The sequence below is a fragment of the Caldisericum exile AZM16c01 genome (genome assembly GCF_000284335.1).
Taxonomy (GTDB): Bacteria; Caldisericota; Caldisericia; order Caldisericales; family Caldisericaceae; genus Caldisericum; species Caldisericum exile.
On record NC_017096.1, the window covers coordinates 1,001,815 to 1,019,996 of the forward strand.

At 34.7% G+C, this 18,182-nt stretch carries 21 protein-coding genes; 6 read left to right on the plus strand and 15 right to left on the minus strand.

Going from position 1 to position 18,182, the window contains the following annotated elements; genetic code table 11:
* Window position 1 precedes the first annotated feature (1 nt).
* From CSE_RS04945 to CSE_RS04965, 5 genes are all read right to left on the minus strand, one after another.
* On the minus strand, window positions 2-640 hold the full coding sequence (locus CSE_RS04945; RefSeq protein ID WP_014453549.1) for a helix-turn-helix transcriptional regulator: 639 nt from the start codon (window positions 638-640) through the stop codon (window positions 2-4).
* A gap of 80 nt (window positions 641-720) precedes the next feature.
* On the minus strand, window positions 721-1,854 hold the full coding sequence (locus tag CSE_RS04950) for an NAD(P)/FAD-dependent oxidoreductase (protein WP_014453550.1): 1,134 nt from the start codon (window positions 1,852-1,854) through the stop codon (window positions 721-723).
* On the minus strand, window positions 1,841-2,116 hold the full coding sequence (locus CSE_RS04955) for a (2Fe-2S)-binding protein (RefSeq protein WP_014453551.1): 276 nt from the start codon (window positions 2,114-2,116) through the stop codon (window positions 1,841-1,843). The genes CSE_RS04950 and CSE_RS04955 overlap by 14 nt, the downstream gene beginning before the upstream one ends.
* Window positions 2,109-2,600 carry a 4Fe-4S binding protein gene (locus CSE_RS04960; RefSeq protein ID WP_014453552.1) on the minus strand — a complete coding sequence of 164 codons (492 nt, stop codon included), beginning with the start codon at window positions 2,598-2,600 and terminating at the stop codon, window positions 2,109-2,111. Before CSE_RS04960 ends, CSE_RS04955 begins: the two co-directional genes overlap by 8 nt.
* Window positions 2,593-3,993, minus strand: coding sequence for an FAD-dependent oxidoreductase (locus CSE_RS04965; RefSeq protein ID WP_014453553.1), 1,401 nt, complete (start codon window positions 3,991-3,993; stop codon window positions 2,593-2,595). Before CSE_RS04965 ends, CSE_RS04960 begins: the two co-directional genes overlap by 8 nt.
* A gap of 150 nt (window positions 3,994-4,143) precedes the next feature.
* Between CSE_RS04965 and CSE_RS04970 the strand changes: the two genes are divergently transcribed.
* Window positions 4,144-5,520 carry an integrase catalytic domain-containing protein gene (locus tag CSE_RS04970; RefSeq protein WP_014453554.1) on the plus strand — a complete coding sequence of 459 codons (1,377 nt, stop codon included), beginning with the start codon at window positions 4,144-4,146 and terminating at the stop codon, window positions 5,518-5,520.
* 577 nt (window positions 5,521-6,097) lie between these two features.
* On the opposite strand, the gene CSE_RS04975 is transcribed toward CSE_RS04970, so the two are convergent.
* Together CSE_RS04975 and CSE_RS04980 are read right to left on the minus strand one after the other, a co-directional pair.
* On the minus strand, window positions 6,098-7,384 hold the full coding sequence (locus tag CSE_RS04975; protein ID WP_014452685.1) for a hypothetical protein: 1,287 nt from the start codon (window positions 7,382-7,384) through the stop codon (window positions 6,098-6,100).
* Complete coding sequence (locus tag CSE_RS04980) at window positions 7,381-8,661, minus strand: hypothetical protein (protein WP_014452684.1); 1,281 nt, start codon at window positions 8,659-8,661, stop codon at window positions 7,381-7,383. The genes CSE_RS04975 and CSE_RS04980 overlap by 4 nt, the downstream gene beginning before the upstream one ends.
* Before the next feature lie 567 nt (window positions 8,662-9,228).
* On the opposite strand from CSE_RS04980, the gene CSE_RS04985 reads away from it, so the two are divergent.
* From CSE_RS04985 to CSE_RS07940, 3 genes are all read left to right on the plus strand, one after another.
* Window positions 9,229-9,759, plus strand: a complete 531-nt coding sequence (locus CSE_RS04985; protein WP_014452682.1) for a hypothetical protein — start codon at window positions 9,229-9,231, stop codon at window positions 9,757-9,759.
* Between the two features lie 2 nt (window positions 9,760-9,761).
* Complete coding sequence (locus tag CSE_RS07935; protein ID WP_014452681.1) at window positions 9,762-9,974, plus strand: hypothetical protein; 213 nt, start codon at window positions 9,762-9,764, stop codon at window positions 9,972-9,974.
* Between the two features lie 144 nt (window positions 9,975-10,118).
* Complete coding sequence (locus CSE_RS07940) at window positions 10,119-10,409, plus strand: hypothetical protein (RefSeq protein ID WP_014452680.1); 291 nt, start codon at window positions 10,119-10,121, stop codon at window positions 10,407-10,409.
* Window positions 10,410-10,575: 166 nt separating this feature from the next.
* On the opposite strand, the gene CSE_RS04995 is transcribed toward CSE_RS07940, so the two are convergent.
* Window positions 10,576-10,953: a metallopeptidase family protein gene (locus CSE_RS04995; protein WP_041726093.1), complete on the minus strand. Its 378-nt coding sequence runs from the start codon at window positions 10,951-10,953 to the stop codon at window positions 10,576-10,578.
* A gap of 19 nt (window positions 10,954-10,972) precedes the next feature.
* Here CSE_RS04995 and CSE_RS05000 point away from each other — a divergent pair, with 19 nt between their 5' ends.
* Entirely contained in the window at window positions 10,973-11,512 is a 540-nt protein-coding gene (locus CSE_RS05000; RefSeq protein ID WP_014453557.1) for a GNAT family N-acetyltransferase, read from the plus strand.
* On the opposite strand, the gene CSE_RS05005 is transcribed toward CSE_RS05000, so the two are convergent.
* The gene (locus tag CSE_RS05005; RefSeq protein WP_014453558.1) at window positions 11,484-11,744 is read right to left on the minus strand and encodes a YgaP family membrane protein; all 261 of its coding nucleotides are present in this window, start codon (window positions 11,742-11,744) and stop codon (window positions 11,484-11,486) included. The two genes, CSE_RS05000 and CSE_RS05005, sit on opposite strands and share 29 nt — an antisense overlap.
* Window positions 11,741-12,604 carry an SDH family Clp fold serine proteinase gene (locus CSE_RS05010; RefSeq protein WP_014453559.1) on the minus strand — a complete coding sequence of 288 codons (864 nt, stop codon included), beginning with the start codon at window positions 12,602-12,604 and terminating at the stop codon, window positions 11,741-11,743. Before CSE_RS05010 ends, CSE_RS05005 begins: the two co-directional genes overlap by 4 nt.
* A 115-nt stretch (window positions 12,605-12,719) precedes the next feature.
* On the opposite strand from CSE_RS05010, the gene dinB reads away from it, so the two are divergent.
* Complete coding sequence (gene dinB / locus CSE_RS05015) at window positions 12,720-13,928, plus strand: DNA polymerase IV (protein WP_014453560.1); 1,209 nt, start codon at window positions 12,720-12,722, stop codon at window positions 13,926-13,928.
* 17 nt (window positions 13,929-13,945) lie between these two features.
* Here dinB and CSE_RS05020 read toward each other — a convergent pair whose 3' ends face one another.
* The 5 genes from CSE_RS05020 to CSE_RS05040 form a co-directional block, all read right to left on the minus strand.
* A complete protein-coding gene (locus CSE_RS05020; protein WP_014453561.1) occupies window positions 13,946-15,064 on the minus strand; it encodes a sodium ion-translocating decarboxylase subunit beta in 1,119 nt (372 codons plus the stop codon).
* 2 nt (window positions 15,065-15,066) lie between these two features.
* Entirely contained in the window at window positions 15,067-15,486 is a 420-nt protein-coding gene (locus CSE_RS05025; protein WP_014453562.1) for a biotin/lipoyl-containing protein, read from the minus strand.
* Window positions 15,479-15,805 (minus strand): hypothetical protein, encoded by a 327-nt coding sequence (locus tag CSE_RS05030; RefSeq protein WP_014453563.1) that lies wholly within the window; start codon window positions 15,803-15,805, stop codon window positions 15,479-15,481. The genes CSE_RS05025 and CSE_RS05030 overlap by 8 nt, the downstream gene beginning before the upstream one ends.
* 8 nt (window positions 15,806-15,813) lie before the next feature.
* Window positions 15,814-17,358 carry an acyl-CoA carboxylase subunit beta gene (locus tag CSE_RS05035; RefSeq protein WP_014453564.1) on the minus strand — a complete coding sequence of 515 codons (1,545 nt, stop codon included), beginning with the start codon at window positions 17,356-17,358 and terminating at the stop codon, window positions 15,814-15,816.
* 102 nt (window positions 17,359-17,460) lie between these two features.
* Complete coding sequence (locus CSE_RS05040) at window positions 17,461-18,150, minus strand: biotin--[acetyl-CoA-carboxylase] ligase (RefSeq protein WP_014453565.1); 690 nt, start codon at window positions 18,148-18,150, stop codon at window positions 17,461-17,463.
* Window positions 18,151-18,182 lie beyond the last annotated feature (32 nt).

Sequence of the window (18,182 nt, forward strand, 5' to 3'; positions counted from 1 at the left end):
CCTAAACTCCTTTCTCTAATTTTCTAAGATACGCGTAGACCGTGTAGATTGAAATACTAAGTTTCTTTGCAACAAAATTTACAGAATTTTTCAATTTAAAGAAACCACGTCTATATAGTTCAGAAACAACAGAAAAATTATCAATACTACTTGTAGAACTTTTTGATGAAAGCACCGAGTAAACCTCATTGAAAGTTTTTTCAAGTGCTTCATCATAATTGAGTGTGGTAATTTTATTCAAAATTTCTTTTTGTGAGTCTTCAAAAGTAAGAAAGTAAGAAGTAAATTTATTCATTACTTCAATACCTGAAAGGTCCATATTTAAACATAATAGACCAATTAAATCGCCCTTTTTGTTTCTTATGCCGATAGTGATTGATCTCAATTTCTTCCTTCTATAGGAAAGACTTTCATAGGGACCAAAATATTCAAGCCCATTTTTCAATTTCTCTATTACATATTTTCCTGCTTCAGTAAGGGAATCTCCTACTTTTCGCCCTGTTATTTCGCCATTTTCTATTGCGATGATTTTTGACTGTCCATCGAGAAGCGAATGCAAAACGATTTCAACAGTTTCTCCAAAGTAATCCTTTAATGCTTTAACTACAACCTTATAACTTTCTAAAATATCTCTGTCCATTTTTTCCAATATTTTGTTGATAAATTATACAAAACTTTTTAGTTTATACAAGATTTTTTACAAAAATTATACAAATATTTTTACCCTATAACTGCTTTTTCAATAATCAACTTTCCTTCTTTAAAGCGTGATAAAGTTAGATTATTTGCCTCTTCAAGAAAGAACATCCCATGGGTTATGTAGTGTGCAAGAAGTTTCCCAACAATTGGCCCAAGCATAAACCCATGTCCTGAATAACCTGTGCCAATGTAGAGATTTGGTATAGGAGTTCCACCAATGATAGGATGTTTGTCAGGAGTCACGACATAAAACCCAGCCCATTGCCTCATGAGCCTTACTGAAGCAAGTTTCGGAAACACTCTTATTAGTTCATTTGAAAATTTTTCGACGAATTCGTAACTTGTATCAAGATTTTCCTGAGGTGGTTCATTTGTATCAGTCCCACCTATGATTCGCCCCCTGTAAGTTTGTGTAAAATAAAGCGATCCGTCAACAACCATTGGAGAAAGAAAAATTTTTAGAGGCTCTGAAACCACAATTTGGTGCTTATAATTCTCAAGAGGAATATCTATTCCAAGTTTATTTGCTAACCTTTTCGTGTCAGATCCAGTTGCAAGCAAAACAGAAGAAACAGAGTATTTATCTTTATTTGTAATAACCTCGGTAATTCTTCCGCTCTTTAGTTCAAAATCCAAGACCTCTTCATAATCAAAAATTTTGATCCCACTATTTATAAGAAAAACCCTTAATGAATCAAGCACATCCTGTGGGTATGCAGAGCCATCGGTAGGACACCACGATGCACCAATAATTCCTTCAAGGTTTAAATCTGGTACAATCTCTTTAATTTCTTCTCTTGATATAATTCTACTTGGGACACCAAAAAGGTTTTGAAGTCTTACGTGGTTTTTATATTCATTGAGTGCCTCTTCACTTCGTAAAAGCCAAAGATATCCTCCTTGCCTAAAATGAATTGGCAATGGCAAACTTTCTTCCCAGTACTGCCAGATTTTTACAGATTCACGCATCAAAACGATATGTTCTCTTGTTGTAAATTGTTGTCTAATACCCGTGCCGCACCGACCTGTGGAGCCCGATCCAACATAACTTTTTTCAATAATCGCAACACTCTTTACACCATTTCTTACAAGGTAGTATGCAGTTGAAAGCCCTGTTATGCCACCACCGATAATTAAAATATCATAGTTTTTCATCTTTCCTCTCCTTTACAAAGATTCCGAAAGGTATTGGCGTTTCTGGTGGACGAACTGTTATATTATTAGGAAACTCTTTGTTTAATTCAAATAATATCCTCTGAAGAAGCGGTATGCACGTCTTCCCTTGACAAGGACCAGTTCCCACTTTTAGGTGCCTTCTTAAGGATTCTATATCTCTGTAACCTTCCTTATATGCTTCAATAATATCCTCGTATGTAACATCTTCACACCTACAGATAATTATGTTTTTCTTATCCATGGATAACCTCAATGTTTCTTACTTCATAAATAAGATCGTCTTCTTCAAACGAAACTGTTATTATCGATGACTGTGTATCTTTTTCCACCTTTAAAACTTTTTTTACAATACCAATTCCAACTCTTATGCCTTCTCTATTTAACAGGTAAACTGAATCACCTGCCTTTGGAAGAGGAAGCATTTCATATGGTAATGTAATCTCATACTCTGAACTGGTTTTATGAACAAGAAAAAGCGCAAGACCAGGACACACCATAACACATTTGCCACATCCTATACAAAGGTTATAATCTATTTTTGGAGGATCTTTGATATTCTCCATTGAAATTGCACCCGTTGGGCACGAGGAAACACAGGGATTACACGGAATTTCCTGTACGCATTCGCTTATAGCAACAGGATGTTTTGAAATTTGCTCAGGCTTTGGAAAATCTTTAATTATATCCTCTTTTGTAATAAAGCCTGTTCTAAGGTAATCACTCATACATTACCTCCTTAAGCCCCTGAACTATCTTCAATGAAAACGGACTACTTCTAAGGCGCTCAAGGTCATTTTGCGTTTCTTTTAATGAGCCTTCCACATCAAACCCTAATTTCTTAAGAATTGAAAAAGACGCAATTTTTCCTTCAATCATTGCAGTTGATGCTTCTTCGATACCTGTTACATCTCCTGCAACATAAATATTCCTTTTTGTAGTTTCAAGTTCGGCATTTCTTAATGGCACATATCCGCCCAGAGATGGTATATATTTTAATTCGCAACCTGCCTGCGCCAATAGTTGATAAGACGGCTGAAGACCAACTGCAAGAAGGACTGCATCAACATCCATTTCAAACTCTTCGCCTGTTTCTTCAAAGTTCTCGTTAAGTTTTACAAGCAGAACTTTCTCAACTCTTCCGTTTCCCATCGCCTTTTTAATAGTTGTTTGTGTGTATATCGGCACTCCAAATCTTCTTAACTTCGCTGCATGCACAAAATAACCTCCAATTTTAGGTGCCGCCTCAATTACCGCTTTTACTTTCATTCCCGCTTGCAACAGTTGATAAGACACAATCAAGCCAACGTTTCCTGCACCAACAACAAGAATATTTTCGCCAACCTTAATTCCGTACACATTCATAAGTGTTTGTGCTGCACCTGCTCCCATTACATTGGGAAGGTCATTCCCTTCAAACGGAATCATTTTTTCAGAAGCACCTATTGCAAATATTGTAAATTTCGGATAGATTTTTAAAAGTTGATTGTCTTTAAAGGCAAGGGCAAGGTTTTCGTTCGGATAATATGCAAATACTGTCGAATTGGTAATATAATTCACATTGAGGCTAATTAACTCGCTAATAAGTTCCTCTGCAATCTTTATGCCCCTGGTACCTGCACCTTCCTTTTTTGAACCAAAAAATTTATGCGTTTGCTTTATAAGTTGACCACCGAGATTTGGGTTTTGGTCAAGAAGAAGCACATCAACTCCATTTTTTTTAAGTGTGATCGAAGCCTCAAGTCCTGCAGGTCCAGAACCAACTACAAGGACTGTTGGATAAAGAGTCTGTGCGCTTCTAAATCTGTCTATATTTTTTGGTAATTCCCCAAAGCCTTTTTGTCTTTTTACGACCATCCCCTCTTGTGCTGTAAGAATGCAAGTTCTCACATTTGGAATACCATTCACTTCCATAAGACACGAGGAACATTTACCTATAGCGCAAAATATACCACGAGGACGGTGTAATTTAGGGCTTTCTGAGAATACATCAATGCCATTTCTATAAAGAGCCATTGCAACAGGTTCGCCTTGATAGGCTTCGACAGATCTTCCTTCGAAGGAAAATTTAACACTTCCCATTCTCTTAAACTGAAGAATGGGATGACTTTCGATTTCCATCACCCACCACCTTTCAATTCATGCCAAACAAATTATAAAAGATTATTCAATAAATGCCAAGCAATCGAATTGCCTCATCAAAAATCTATATGAAATTGAATCGTTGCCTCATATAAAAATCTATTCAAAAATGGAAATGGAGGTAAAATAATGAAAAAAGTAGAAGAAGTTCTAAAGAAACTGAAAGAAGGAGGCTTTATGAGTCTATCCTTGAAAGAGAGAAAGGCTGTGATAAGAGAAGAGGCAGCGATATACAAGAAGTTAACGAAGAAAGAGAAAAGCAGGATGCTTGATGAATTTGTGAAACTCACAGGATACTCAAGATGTTATGCATCATATGTATTGAGAACATATGGAAGTAAAGTTGTTGTTGATTTAGAAAATGGAAAAAGAACTGTATTCATAGGCGATGATCTGTATAGTGGTAAAGGACTTAAGATAAGGAAGAGAAAAAGGGAAAGGGTATACGGTGAAGAAGTCTTCAATGCCCTTGTATATCTATGGAAGATGTCGGATTACCTATGTGGGAAAAGACTGAATGTGTATATGAAAGAAATAATACCTATCTTAGAGAACTTTAATGAGTTCCCTTACTCTAAAGAGATAAAAGAAAAGTTGCTTTCAATAAGTCCTGCTACAATAGATAGGTTGCTTAAGAAAGAAAAGGATAAGTTTAAGTTAAAGATGAAAGGAAAAACACTAACTAAACCTGGGACTCTATTAAAGCATAGCATTCCGATAAGGACATTCTCTGAATGGAATGAGAAAGAGCCAGGCTTTGTTGAAGTAGACCTTGTTGGTCATGATGGAGGTAATCTAAGAGGAGAATTTCTCTATTCCCTTGATGTGACTGACATACATACTGGATGGACAGAAACAAAGGCAATAAAAAACAAAGCACAGATATGGACATTCAATGCATTAAAGGAGATTGGGAAGAGATTCCCTTTTTCAATAAAAGGTATTGATTCAGATAATGGAAGTGAATTCATCAATGCACATCTATTGAATTATTGTGAAAAAGAGCATATCACATTTACAAGGGCAAGACCTTATAGAAAGAATGATAATTGCTTTGTGGAACAGAAGAACTATTCTGTGGTAAGAAGGGCTGTAGGTTACATAAGGTATGATACGGATGAGGAACTGAAGATAATGAATGAACTCTACAATACATTGAGGCTCTATACGAACTTTTTCTTACCTTCAATGAAACTAAAAGAGAAAACAAGAATTGGGAGTAAGGTATTAAAGAAGTACGACAAACCCAAGACACCCTATCAAAGGATTCTTGAATGTGAGTTAGTATCTGAAGAAATAAAGAAGAATCTCAGGAGAATGTATGAAACACTAAATCCTCTTTTACTTAAAAGAGACTTAGATAAAATCTCAAAAGAACTTTCAAAAGCATATGATAAAAAGATAAGGAAAATGGAAAGGAAAGAGAAAGAAGAGAGAAAATCATATACTGATTTTCCTTTGACTCAGAATAATTTCATATATAATTTAGATGAGGCAACCAGATAATATTTCATATAGAAAATTATGTGAGGCAACACGGTTTTGAGGCATTTTTTTCACATTTTAGCCTGATTTAAATGTGTGGTGCAAGTTTGGTTTGTTTTATGTATTTTGAGCATAGTTATCCTGTCTTTAATGTTTTGGAGAGGAAAACTCTTTTTAATATGTGCTTAAATTTATTCCTCTGTAACCTGTGTCCTTCTTAAGCGGGTTCTATATAAAGCCTATGTCTTAGCAACAAAAATACAAGGAGAATTTGGAGATTTACTTCATTTAGGCAAGAGTATTTAGACTTTATTTATATACATTCCTTTCGCATGCTTTTAACAATAGTTTAATCAATTGTTTTTAGTCATGACGGTTGTGCAAATTTTAAAGTGAATTTCTAAAAATTTTTTCTGATTTAAGTTTTAGGTTTTCCCATTCTTAAAAGAATGTTTAAACTTATAAGTGAGTTTTTAATTAGATAGTTTCTGCATTCTCAAATATGTGTTATACAATCTGAGGGAGACATTTACCTCCCTTATTATTCCTCATAAATTTAGCAACAAATTCACGAAGAGTAGTTGCAAACTTTGCTTTCTTAACCTCCATTTTTATGTGGAAATCGAACAAAATTTTCAAAGATGAAAAAGCCTTTAATATAGGACTCTCCGTTAACATTATAAAGTTTGCTAATATTTTTTATTAGTTTATCGGTTTCTACTTTTGATAACTCCTTTCCATTCCTGTCTCTTACAACGATGAATTTGGGCTCAAGAGAACTCCACTCCAGTATCGAAGCAATCTCATTTGTTTTAGTGTTAAACGCTATCCAGAGGTGTCTGTAATTTTCTGATAGAGTTTCGTCTTTAGTTTTCTCTCCGTAATCTACAGTGCCATTAAGAATAAGAAAGTCCTTATACTCACCCGGAATTGCTGGGTATCCACCACAATAAATCGGGGCATTATAAAAAGATAAAGATTTAAATATTTCTTGCTGATCGAAAAGTTTACAAGTATAATCATCTGGATTTATAACGCCGATATAACAACCACACAAAGGAACATAGAATTTACCTTCAATAATTGATACCTCTGATTGGTTCATATATGGAATGCATCCTTTAAGGCCAGTTACTTCATTCCACTCATATGTGCCTTTCTCTAAATTAATCGTACAGATAAGAAAATGTCCCATTCCTACACTATCATAATAGAGAAGAAGTTGTTTGACCTCATTCTTATCCTTCTCATAAAGACAGGCCTCTCCTATATCGACACCTCCATGAAATACATCGTTATAGAGGGAGATTTTAATTTCTTTTTCTATAAGTTTTTTTCCATTGTTATCAAACACTCGATAAGTAAAATCGCTATATTTCTCCTTTAGATAGTTGATACCTCCAACATTTTTCATTTGCACCTGAAGATTCTGTGAATAATTAAAGAGGTCATAATCTTTAATTACCTTGCCAGAAGCGAATTTAGCAGAATCTATTGGATCATCAAACATTGTGATTTTGAAATTGAAGGAGTTTTTTACATTATGATATTGACTTGAAAGATAAATGTAGCTTTCCCCATCCCAGGATAAAGGAGGACCAAAATAGTGAACCGGCATGCTCCAATCCCAAACTCCAGGTTTATCAGTACGGTTTGGTTGAGCTTTAACTATATACAGAACCTTGTTTGTCTGTAAAATCTTTCCATTTGCGATATCCCAGTAATTTAGATATGCCTCAACATAACCTGCTTTTTGATTAACTGAGAATGTTAAAAATGGGATGGAACTCTCGGAGGGTGCCTCTATCTTATTATTGCACCCAGAAGTAGATACAAACAAAACGAGCAAAATTAAAAACAGAATAATTGTCTTTCTTGTCATCATGGTGTAAATCTCCAGCAACTAACTTTATAAAGATATTTGCTTGATGAATCGTAGTAGTGGTTTTTCACGTCATTTGTGTGCGCTGCAAAATAGTTATAATAGATTCCATAATAACCATAGGAGTAATCATCCATGGCAACGTGATACCTTTCAATTTGGCCATATTGATTATAACGCCAAAATACAGCTACATCTCCAATATCTAAGCTATTATATGAGCATGAAGACCAATCACCTCTACTTACCATATAGTCTGTAAGGTCGGGAACAAAAGTCCAACACCACTTACCACCAAATCCTGTTTTTCTAATTGAAGGGTTCCAATAATTATCTATAGCCATTCCACCGTAATACATTGCCTGGGAAACAAAGTCAGCGCAATTATTACAAGCTAACTGTTCATAGTAGCCATTAGAATACTTCGTCAAAGGGTATTGTGAATTGTTCCAATAACTCATATCTGTATATTGAGAAACTACTGGTGTATTGTTTATCCAGCAAGTAATAGTTTTACTCTGAAGAGCTTCACTCGTATACAGGTCAGCATAATTTTTAGCATTAGTTCTGTTGTAAAGATTCTGATAAACACTATTGGGAGAAATTGGATTTGCAGAAACATTTGACGAATATAATTTCTCAATTAAACCCTTAATTTCAGTGTAACCTCTCTTCTCCTCTACGTCGTATGTGAATGTAGAAGAAACAAATGAATTGTTTGTATCTTCCCATCTTGCCTCCCCTTTAACAGAAACATCATAGAAAATCTTTACACTGTTTTTATCGATTGTTCCTTCAGACGTAATACCACATACAACCTTAAAAGTCCCATTTTCTTCATGCAATTTACTAACCATGTCTTTTAATGCATCGTATTTTTCTTTAATTGCTAATTCCACAGTTTTAATTTGAGCGGGAGTAAGTTTTGTTTTATTTTCATTCAGATACCTTTGCATACCTTTTAAGAAAGGAGATTGTGATGCTTCTTCTAATGTTGCTTTTGGAATCATTGTTGCTTTTACATAAAAAACTGCTTCAGCCTTTCCATCTCCAATTTTTACAGGTTGAATATCATTCGCCTGAGAAACATTGACGGTTATGTTTTTAAAACTAGTTGAACGAACCCCATAGTACCACTCCTTTAGAACATTTGAAAGTTCTGTGACAATCAAATCCTGTTTCACTCCTTCCTGCCCACTTGTATGCACAATCTTTAAAGTTGAAAAAATGCAAACTAAAACAATAAAAACAGTCAAAAACATTCTAAACTTCGTATTCATTTTAACCTCCTTTGTTAAATTTTACTTATCTATTACAAACTTCAAAACTTTTTTGCTAAAAGTGTGTTTAAATTCTTTTCTTCTTTTTTCCTCTTTTCACCTCCATTTCTTCGGAGCCTTGCCCTCATTTAAGTGCATCACCTTCCCTTCCGAGGGAGATTCCGCTCCTAACAAATACTCAAGAAAATATTGAAACTATTTCTCTTGAGTTCTCTCTCCCTCAAATCTATAATTTTTCTTCCACTATATTTTATCGTCTCTCTCTCTCTCTCTCTCTCTCTCTTGTCAATACCTTTTAAGAGGATTTCAGAAAATCTGCATAAATTTTGTAAAATTTTTCCTCTCATATAATAGATACAAAAACCTTGAAAAAAGTTCCGTGAATTTGAAGAAAAACGGAAAGAATTTTTAACAACCTAAATTGAACTATTTTTTATCACTCTAAAAAATTTTAGTACTTTTTTGAAAAATTTGAAAGTTTTCGAATTGCCTCATCAAAAATCTATATGAAATTGAATCGTTGCCTCATATAAAAATCTATTCAAAAATGGAAATGGAGGTAAAATAATGAAAAAAGTAGAAGAAGTTCTAAAGAAACTGAAAGAAGGAGGCTTTATGATTCTATCCCTGAAAGAGAGAAAGGCTGTGATAAAAGAGGAGGCAGCGATATACCAAAAGGTAACGAAGAAAGAGAAAAGCAGGATGCTTGATGAATTTGTGAAACTCACAGGATACTCAAGATGTTATGCATCATATGTATTGAGAACATATGGAAGTAAAGTTGTTGTTGATTTAGAAAATGGAAAAAGAACTGTATTCATAGGCGATGATCTGTATAGTGGTAAAGGACTTAAGATAAGGAAGAGAAAAAGGGAAAGGGTATACGGTGAAGAAGTCTTCGATGCCCTTGTATATCTATGGAAGATGTCGGATTACCTATGTGGGAAAAGACTGAATGTGTATATGAAAGAAATAATACCTATCTTAGAGAACTTTAATGAGTTCCCTTACTCTAAAGAGATAAAAGAAAAGTTGCTTTCAATAAGTCCTGCTACAAGAGATTGTTGCTTAAGAAAGAAAAGGATAAGTTTAAGTTAAAGATGAAAGGAAAAACACTAACTAAACCTGGGACTCTATTAAAGCATAGCATTCCGATAAGGACATTCTCTGAATGGAATGAGAAAGAGCCAGGCTTTGTTGAAGTAGACCTTGCATGGCACAATGGAGGTAATCTAAGAGGAGAATTTCTCTATTCCCTTGATGTGACTGACATACATACTGGATGGACAGAAACAAAGGCAATAACCTGTTGAAAAAGAGCACAGGTTACAAAAGATTAAAAAAACAAAGCACAGATATGGACATTCAATGCATTAAAGGAAATTGGGAAGAGATTCCCTTTTTCAATAAAAGGTATTGATTCAGATAATGGAAGTGAATTCATCAATGCACATCTATTGAATTATTGTGAAAAAGAGCATATCACATTTACAAGGGCAAGACCTTATAGAAAGAATGATAATTGCTTTGTGGAACAGAAGAACTATTCTGTGGTAAGAAGGGCTGTAGGATACATAAGGTATGATACGGATGAGGAACTGAAGATAATGAATGAACTCTACAATACATTGAGGCTCTATACGAACTTTTTCTTACCTTCAATGAAACTAAAAGAGAAAACAAGAATTGGGAGTAAGGTATTAAAGAAGTACGACAAACCCAAGACACCCTATCAAAGGATTCTTTAATGTGAGTTAGTATCTGAAGAAATAAAGAAGAATCTCAGGAGAATGTATGAAACACTAAATCCTCTTTTACTTAAAAGAGACTTAGATATACTGATTTTTCCTTTGACTCAGAATAATTTCATATATAATTTAGATGAGGCAACCAGATAATATTTCATATAGAAAATTACGTGAGGCAACACGGCAATCTTAGGTCATCCTCTCCCATCCCAAAATAATGACCAATTTCATGAAGCACAACTTTTCTTATCTTTTCCTCAACTGGAATACGCTCCAAATTTGCAAAATAAATAATAGGTTGCATAAATATGTAAATTCTGTCTGGCAAGACCCAGTTATAATTTGCTCCTCTTTTATTTAAAGGAACGCCAACATAAAGTCCAAGAAGAGTCTGATTTTTAAGTCCATTACTTTCAAGAAAATCTTCTGTCGGATAATCTAAAATGATAAACTCCAAATTTTGTATCTTATCTTTGAGGTCTTTTGGTAGGTTTGATATCGTTTTATCAATTACATCTCTAAAAAATTCTAAAATTTCGTCCACTTTCACATTATAATAGATTGTGCTTGAAATAAAAAAGATTTACCATTACACCTTGAATTTGGACAAAGTAAAAACATTTGAAACAAATACGAAGTTTGAACATGCTGTTTACGCAAGTCTTTCCGAAGTAAAAAATGAGATACTAAACAAACTTTCTTTTTATTTTGGAGAGGAGAAACTCAATGCCTTAAAATTTAGATTTGCAGTCCAACACAAAATGGTTGTTACATTTATAGAGAGCGAATTTGCCTCATTTTGTTTCTTCTCAGATAGTCCTTTCAAATTCTCCCTTTTTAAATTAAACAAACAAGAATTATATTTCTACGATTGCTTCACATTTGAAAAATTTAGAGGACTTTCTTCTATCTATGCTGAGGTAAAATATGTTCTCGATAAATATCGCAATCTTGGATACAAAGTTGCTCATGTAGAAATCGAGGAAAACAATACACCTTCTCAAAATGCATTCAAAAAATTGGGATTTAGAAAAGTTCGCATCTATTATGTAATCTCAATTTTTGGTTTAAGAATTATTTTCGTAAAGAGAGTATCTTCTTAAGTGGAGAAAACCTTGTAACACCAGTAAAGAAAAGGATGAAACCAACAAAAAAGCAAATTATTTGAATTGCATTGTGAAATCTAAAAACAAAATTGTAAAAAGAAGAGCGAGGATACCCCCCGCTTTCATATCTTCCCACAAAATCGGTTATTCTGTATCCTAACACAAATATGAGAATACCAACACCTATTCTAATAACACTTTCAGTTATGCTTATATTTTCGTCTCTCATTTTTGAGGCTTTTGAGGGGCGCTCCTTTCTGGTGCTTTATAGGGAAGAGGTACATATTGCACTGATGGTCTCATTGAGGGGTTTTGAGGATAAAGATCCATAAGTTCGTAAATCTCACGAGGCATTTCTGAAGATACATTTAACCCAATTTCCTTTGCTTCTTCGAAAGTAATTGGATAATCATGAGTCCAGCGCCCTTCTGTTAGCATGGTTGAAATTCTCTCTGCATCACTTTCTGACCTTCCATTTGAAAGTAGTAATTTTTTAACAAATTCCTTAACTTGGGCCATCGCCTTTTTTGAGATATCTGCAAGTATAAGCGTTTCGTCATCAATTTTATCTTTATTCTTTTCCTCAACAACTTTTATTATAGAAGCTGCAGGATAATTACCAATTTGTGGGTCAACTGGTCCAAGCACAGCGTTCTCATCCATTACAATCTCATCAGATGCAAGAGCAAGCATTGTTCCACCACTCATTGCGTAGTGAGGAATAAAAACAGTTACCTTCCCTTTATGCCTTACAAGTGCCTGCGCAATCTGTTCCGTTGCAAGAACAAGACCGCCAGGGGTGTGAAGAATGATATCAATTGGCATTTCTGGTGGTGTAAGCCTTATTGCCCTTAAAATCGCTTCGGAATCTTCAATGCTAATATATCTACTTATGGGAATCCCAAGCAAACTCATAGTTTCTTGCCTGTGAATAAGAAGAATAACTCTTGATTTTCTTTTTTGCTCAAATTTCCTTATAAGATCAAGTCTCTGAAGTTCAAGGTTCTTCTGTTGGAATATAGGAGATAGAATTGACAAGATTATAAAAATCCAGAAAAGCCAATTCAGAATTGCACTTACAGTATCCATTTTTTCCTCCTTAAAAATTTTTATTCCTAATTAATTTTAGTATATATCACATTAAAATCAATTACTCTTAAAAGCTAAACTTGACATACGAAATTTTTTTCGTATAATTTAGTGTATGGAAAAAATTATTGCGCACATCGACATGGATGCGTTTTTTGCATCCATAGAACAGGTAAGAAGACCATGGCTTAAAGGAAAGCCCATAGGTGTAACAAATCACCCAGATGGAAGGTCTGTCATTGCAACGGCCTCATACGAAGCAAGAGCCTACGGAATTAAATCAGGAATGCCTGTTAAAGAAGCACTCAAATTGTTCCCTGACCTTATTTTAGTGAAAGGCGATGCGAACCTATATGAAAAAATTTCCGATGGCATTTACGAAATACTTATAAAATATGCACCGAATGTCGAAAGGTTCTCAATTGACGAAGCATTCTTAGATCTTACATATAAGGCAAAGGATTATGAAGAAGCAAGAACTATTGGAATTAATATTAAAAAAGAAATTTTTGAAAGATTTTCGCTTCCTTCAACCATAGGGATAAGTTATAATAAACTCGTTGCAAAGATTGCGTCAAAAGAGGCAAAGCCAAACGGATTGCTCGTTGTTAGAAAAGAGGAGGCGGACCATTTTCTTAAAAAACTTCCAGTATCAAAAATCCCAGGAGTGGGAAAGAAAATAGAGGAAGCCTTAAAGAAAAAATTCAATGTAGAAACGATTGAACAACTTCAAAAAATCGAGTTAAATGAGCTTATTAAGGTCTTCCACACTTATGGCGTTTTTATCTATAACGCAGCACACGGTATTGACAATTCAGAGGTTATAGCCGAATTTGAAAAAGAAGAAGAAAAATCAGTTGGAAATTCTACGACTCTTGATTTTGATACAGATGATATAGAAATTATAAAAGGCGTTTTAAGACGATTATCTTCAAACGTGTGTTACAGATTAAGGCTGAAAAATTTGCTTACAGAAAGAATTACTCTTACAATAAGATATGAGGACTTTTCAACATTCTCACACAGTAAAAATATTCCAAAAACAAACCTCGATTCACAAATTTATTCGGAAGTGCTTAATTTATTTTTTGAAATTTACAACGGGCAAAAAGTGCGCCTTCTCGGTGTTACAGCAAGACACTTAAGCCACATACCTTATACACTCTTTGAGCACCATGAAGACAAAAATGAAAAATTAGCAAGCGCTATTGATAAGGCAAGAATAAAAATGGGAGATGAGAGTGTAAGTTATGCAAACAGTGTCAATTTGAGGTTTAGACTTGCGAATAAAAAAATAAGCGGAGGTAATTCCTCCGCTTTATAACTTAACAATACAAATACTTAGTGCGTGAGAAGTGTTATAAGAATTCCTGCAACAACTGCAGTACCAATTACCCCTGATACATTGGGGCCCATTGCATGCATGAGTAAGAAGTTTCCAGGATTTTCTTCTTGTCCAACTTTTTGAGAAACCCTTGCAGCCATAGGCACCGCGGAAACACCAGCAGAGCCAATAAGAGGATTAACTTTGCCACCTGTAAAGATGTAGAACAATTTTCCTATAAGGAGCCCTCCAATAGTTCCCCCACCAAATGCCACTACGCCAAGAACAATTATCTCGATGGTTTTTAACGTGAGGAATGTATCTCCTTTCATCGTAGATCCAACTGTTGTTGCAAGAAAAATAGTTGCAATATTAATTAACTCATTTGCGGTAGTGTGCGTAAGTCTTTCAACAACACCAGATTCTCTAAAAAGATTCCCAAGCATTAATGCACCAATAAGGGGAACTATTGGTGGGAACAAAAGACCTACAAGGATTGTTACAACTACAGGGAATATAATTTTTTCCAATCTTGAAACAGGACGAAGTTGCTCCATAACAACACTTCTCTCCTTTTTAGTAGTAAGAAGCCTCATTATCGGTGGCTGAATAATCGGAACCAAAGACATATATGTGTATGCAGCAACAGCAATTGGACCTAACAAGTGTGGTGCAAGTTTCACTGTTGTGTAAATTGCAGTTGGTCCATCCGCTCCACCAATAATCCCAATTGAAGCAGCCTCTTTTATGTTAAACCCAAAAAGAAGTGCAAAAAGTAATGCAAAGAATACACCAAGTTGTGCACCTGCTCCCATAAGTACAGTCCATGGATTTGCAATGAGTGGACCAAAATCAGTCATTGCGCCAATACCCATAAAAATAATTATTGGAAGAAGCTCGGTTTCTACGAGTGATTTATAGAGAATATAGAAGAAACCATTTGGGGGATCAGTAATGCCTGAGAGGGGAAGATTTGCAAGAAGCACACCAAAGCCAATTGGAAGAAGCAAAAGTGGTTCAGCATCTTTAAAGATTGCAAGATAAATTAGCACAAGCGCAATAATAATCATTATTACTTCTTTTATGGTAAGCGCATTAAAACCGGAAAGAGACAATATGTTTAAAATTCCACCCATATCTACCTCACTAACTTTAACAACTTCTTATTTGTCTCAACTTTATCTCCGGGATTAACATAAACATCGGCCACTTTTGCATCAAAACCCGCAAAAATTTCATTTTCCATCTTCATTGCTTCAATTGTAAGTAGCACACTCCCTTTTTTAATAACATCTCCAGGCTTTACCATTACTTTTAAGATTTTTCCAGGAAGGGGTGCTAACACATATTCAACGTTATTTTCAATTATTTCCTCTTTTGATTCTTCTTTTATAACTTCTGATTCTTTTGGCGCTGTTTCTTTGATATTTTCTTTTGGTTGAACCTTCTCAGTCGCTTTAACTTCTCTATAAACTCTGTGCGTTGCCTCTTTGATTACTTCTTCTATTTCTACTTCGTAAACTTCTGAATCTATTCTTATTTTATAAATTTTACCCATTTTTCCACCTCTTCTCCTTTATTGATTTAATATAAGTAGGTGTTACTCGTGAAACTTTCACTTCTGACGCTACTCCCTTCTCACTAAAGTATTTAGCAAGAGCAACACTTAAAGCAACCATCTTTTTAGAAGTTAATTCTCCGTATGCTTCATTTGAAATACTTTTTAGTTCTTCTTCAAAGGTTTCAACACTTTCTTTTGGGCTTAATTTCAAAAACTTAAAAAGGAATATTACCAAACCCAATAAGAAAAGAATAAAAATGGTTAAACCCATTCCATATAATCCAAGCAGGAGTCCTTCAGTTATTTGAGAATTCATAAGCCCTCCTATAAAGGAATATTTCCGTGCTTCTTTAGAATTGGCTCTTCGTGTTTGCTCCTTAGGAAATCAAGCATATAAGCAATGGCTTTTCTTGTATCTTTTGGATTAATTACATCATCCACATAACCACGTTCCGCTGCAAGATAGGGATTTGAAAATTGCTCTCTGTATTCTTCGATTTTTTTCTTTCTCATTTCTTCAGGGTTCTCTGCAGCATTAATTTCCTTCGCAAATATTATATTTGCTGCACCATCTGCACCCATTACTGCAATTTCTGCTTGAGGGAAAGCAAATACAACATCTGCACCAAGATGTCTTGAGCACATTGCAATATATGCGCCACCGTAGGCTTTTCTCATAATAATTGTTATCTTAGGAACTGTTGCTTCTGAATATGCATAGAGAATTTTGGCACCATGTCTTATAACCCCCCCGTGCTCCTGCGCAGTGCCTGGCATATACCCTGGAGTATCAACAAAAGTAATAAGAGGGATATTGAAAGCGTCGCAAAATCTTATAAATCGAGCAATTTTATCTGATGAGTTTATATCAAGAACACCTGCAAGATATACTGGTTGATTTGCAACAATTCCTACGGTTCGGCCATTGATTCTTGCAAAACCAACAACTGCGTTTCGTGCAAAATCTTCATGAACTTCAAAAAATGAATTTTCGTCAACAACTTCTTTTACAACATCTTTCACATCGAAAGGCACATTTGGTTCGTCAGGCACAATTTCAAGAATTGATGGAGTTTCACGATTTGGAGAGTCTGATGTTTCTACAATTGGGGGATCTTGAAGATAATTATCAGGTAGATACGAAAGAAGTGTTTTAACGGTATTTATTGCATCTTCATCGTCTTTCGCGAGGAAATGGGCAACACCACTTTTTTCATTGTGAACGATTCCACCGCCTAATTGCTCATGAGTAACTTTTTCCCCAGTCACTGCCTCCACTACATTAGGACCTGTTATATACATTGTTGCCTTCTCTGTCATAATGATAAAATCCATAAGTGCCGGAGAATAAACTGCACCACCTGCAGTAGGGCCTAACTGTACAGAAATCTGAGGAATTACGCCTGATGCTCTAACATTTCTCAAAAAGATATCCCCATAACCTCTAAGGGAATCAACGCCTTCTTGGATCCTTGCTCCGCCCGAGTCGTTCATTGCAATAAAAGGAATGCCAAGTTTTAAAGCAAGTTCCTGCATTTTAACGATTTTAAGTGCATGCATCTCCCCAAGAGAACCGCCAAGAGAAGTAAAGTCCTGAGAATAAAGTGCAACTCTCCTTCCGTTTACTAAACCAATACCTGTAATAACTCCATCAGCGGGAATAAATTTTTTGTCTAATCCAAAATAGGTTGAGCGTGTTTTTACAAATGGATCAAACTCTTCAAAGGTTCCTGGATCAACAAGCAAATCAATTCGTTCACGTGCAGTGAGTTTACCTTTTTCATGTTGCTTTTCCACGGCTTGAGGATCTAGATTTTTAATTTTACTTTTCTTCTCCTCAAGTTGTTTTAATTTGTCCTCAATAGACATATCTACCTCCCATAGATTTTTGAAAAAATACATAAAAATTATAACACATTTCAAACCATAAATCAATAAGAAATGTTAAATTTCTAACAAATTTTTGAAAGATTATTTATAGAAGTTAAGGATCGTCCCGCTAAATATTTTCTCAATTTTATCCTTTGTTCTTAAAATTAGTTCACCATACTCTCCTACACCTTCAACAATCCCTCTGATAACTCCATTTGACTCTACTTCAATTTCATTCCTTAAAAAGACGAGATTTTCGTTGTATTCTTTTACGAAATTTTTAAAGCCGTTTTTAAAAAATTCGCCAATTACTCTTTCCTCTTCCTCTAAAATTTCGTAAAACAAATCAGTTTCGTTAACTTTTGCATAGTCAGATAAACGTGTAGAAGTTTTGATAAATTCATTATCAATTTCATTTGAGATATTTATACCAACTCCTGAATAAACAAAATCACTTTTTTCTACAAGTATCCCTGCAAGTTTTTTTCTCCCAATAACAATATCATTTGGCCATTTCACTTTGACATCATTAACATATTTTTTAAGAACTCTAATGATAGGTATTGAAAGAAAAGTAGAAAACCCAAGAATATTATCTAAATGCAGTACCTCCGTAAAATACAGACCGCCTAATGAAGAACTCCAAACTCTTCCATACTGACCACGTCCTGATCTTTGAATATACGACCTTACCACAAATGGAGGATTTATTAGATATTTGACAGTTCTGGCAAAATCCATCGTTGAATCACACTCAAAAATTGTTGCGATGGTTTTAAAATATTCCATATAAAATTATATTTGAATATTGAAAATTTTTG

Coding starts and splice junctions, on each gene's coding strand:
- CSE_RS04945 (WP_014453549.1), bottom strand. CDS start 640: ATGGACAGAGATATTTTAGAAAGTTATAAGGTTGTAGTTAAAGCATTA.
- CSE_RS04950 (WP_014453550.1), bottom strand. CDS start 1,854: ATGAAAAACTATGATATTTTAATTATCGGTGGTGGCATAACAGGGCTT.
- CSE_RS04955 (WP_014453551.1), bottom strand. CDS start 2,116: ATGGATAAGAAAAACATAATTATCTGTAGGTGTGAAGATGTTACATAC.
- CSE_RS04960 (WP_014453552.1), bottom strand. CDS start 2,600: ATGAGTGATTACCTTAGAACAGGCTTTATTACAAAAGAGGATATAATT.
- CSE_RS04965 (WP_014453553.1), bottom strand. CDS start 3,993: ATGGAAATCGAAAGTCATCCCATTCTTCAGTTTAAGAGAATGGGAAGT.
- CSE_RS04970 (WP_014453554.1), top strand. CDS start 4,144: ATGAAAAAAGTAGAAGAAGTTCTAAAGAAACTGAAAGAAGGAGGCTTT.
- CSE_RS04975 (WP_014452685.1), bottom strand. CDS start 7,384: ATGATGACAAGAAAGACAATTATTCTGTTTTTAATTTTGCTCGTTTTG.
- CSE_RS04980 (WP_014452684.1), bottom strand. CDS start 8,661: ATGAATACGAAGTTTAGAATGTTTTTGACTGTTTTTATTGTTTTAGTT.
- CSE_RS04985 (WP_014452682.1), top strand. CDS start 9,229: ATGAAAAAAGTAGAAGAAGTTCTAAAGAAACTGAAAGAAGGAGGCTTT.
- CSE_RS07935 (WP_014452681.1), top strand. CDS start 9,762: ATGAAAGGAAAAACACTAACTAAACCTGGGACTCTATTAAAGCATAGC.
- CSE_RS05005 (WP_014453558.1), bottom strand. CDS start 11,744: ATGAGAGACGAAAATATAAGCATAACTGAAAGTGTTATTAGAATAGGT.
- CSE_RS05010 (WP_014453559.1), bottom strand. CDS start 12,604: ATGGATACTGTAAGTGCAATTCTGAATTGGCTTTTCTGGATTTTTATA.
- dinB (WP_014453560.1), top strand. CDS start 12,720: ATGGAAAAAATTATTGCGCACATCGACATGGATGCGTTTTTTGCATCC.
- CSE_RS05020 (WP_014453561.1), bottom strand. CDS start 15,064: ATGGGTGGAATTTTAAACATATTGTCTCTTTCCGGTTTTAATGCGCTT.
- CSE_RS05025 (WP_014453562.1), bottom strand. CDS start 15,486: ATGGGTAAAATTTATAAAATAAGAATAGATTCAGAAGTTTACGAAGTA.
- CSE_RS05030 (WP_014453563.1), bottom strand. CDS start 15,805: ATGAATTCTCAAATAACTGAAGGACTCCTGCTTGGATTATATGGAATG.
- CSE_RS05035 (WP_014453564.1), bottom strand. CDS start 17,358: ATGTCTATTGAGGACAAATTAAAACAACTTGAGGAGAAGAAAAGTAAA.
- CSE_RS05040 (WP_014453565.1), bottom strand. CDS start 18,150: ATGGAATATTTTAAAACCATCGCAACAATTTTTGAGTGTGATTCAACG.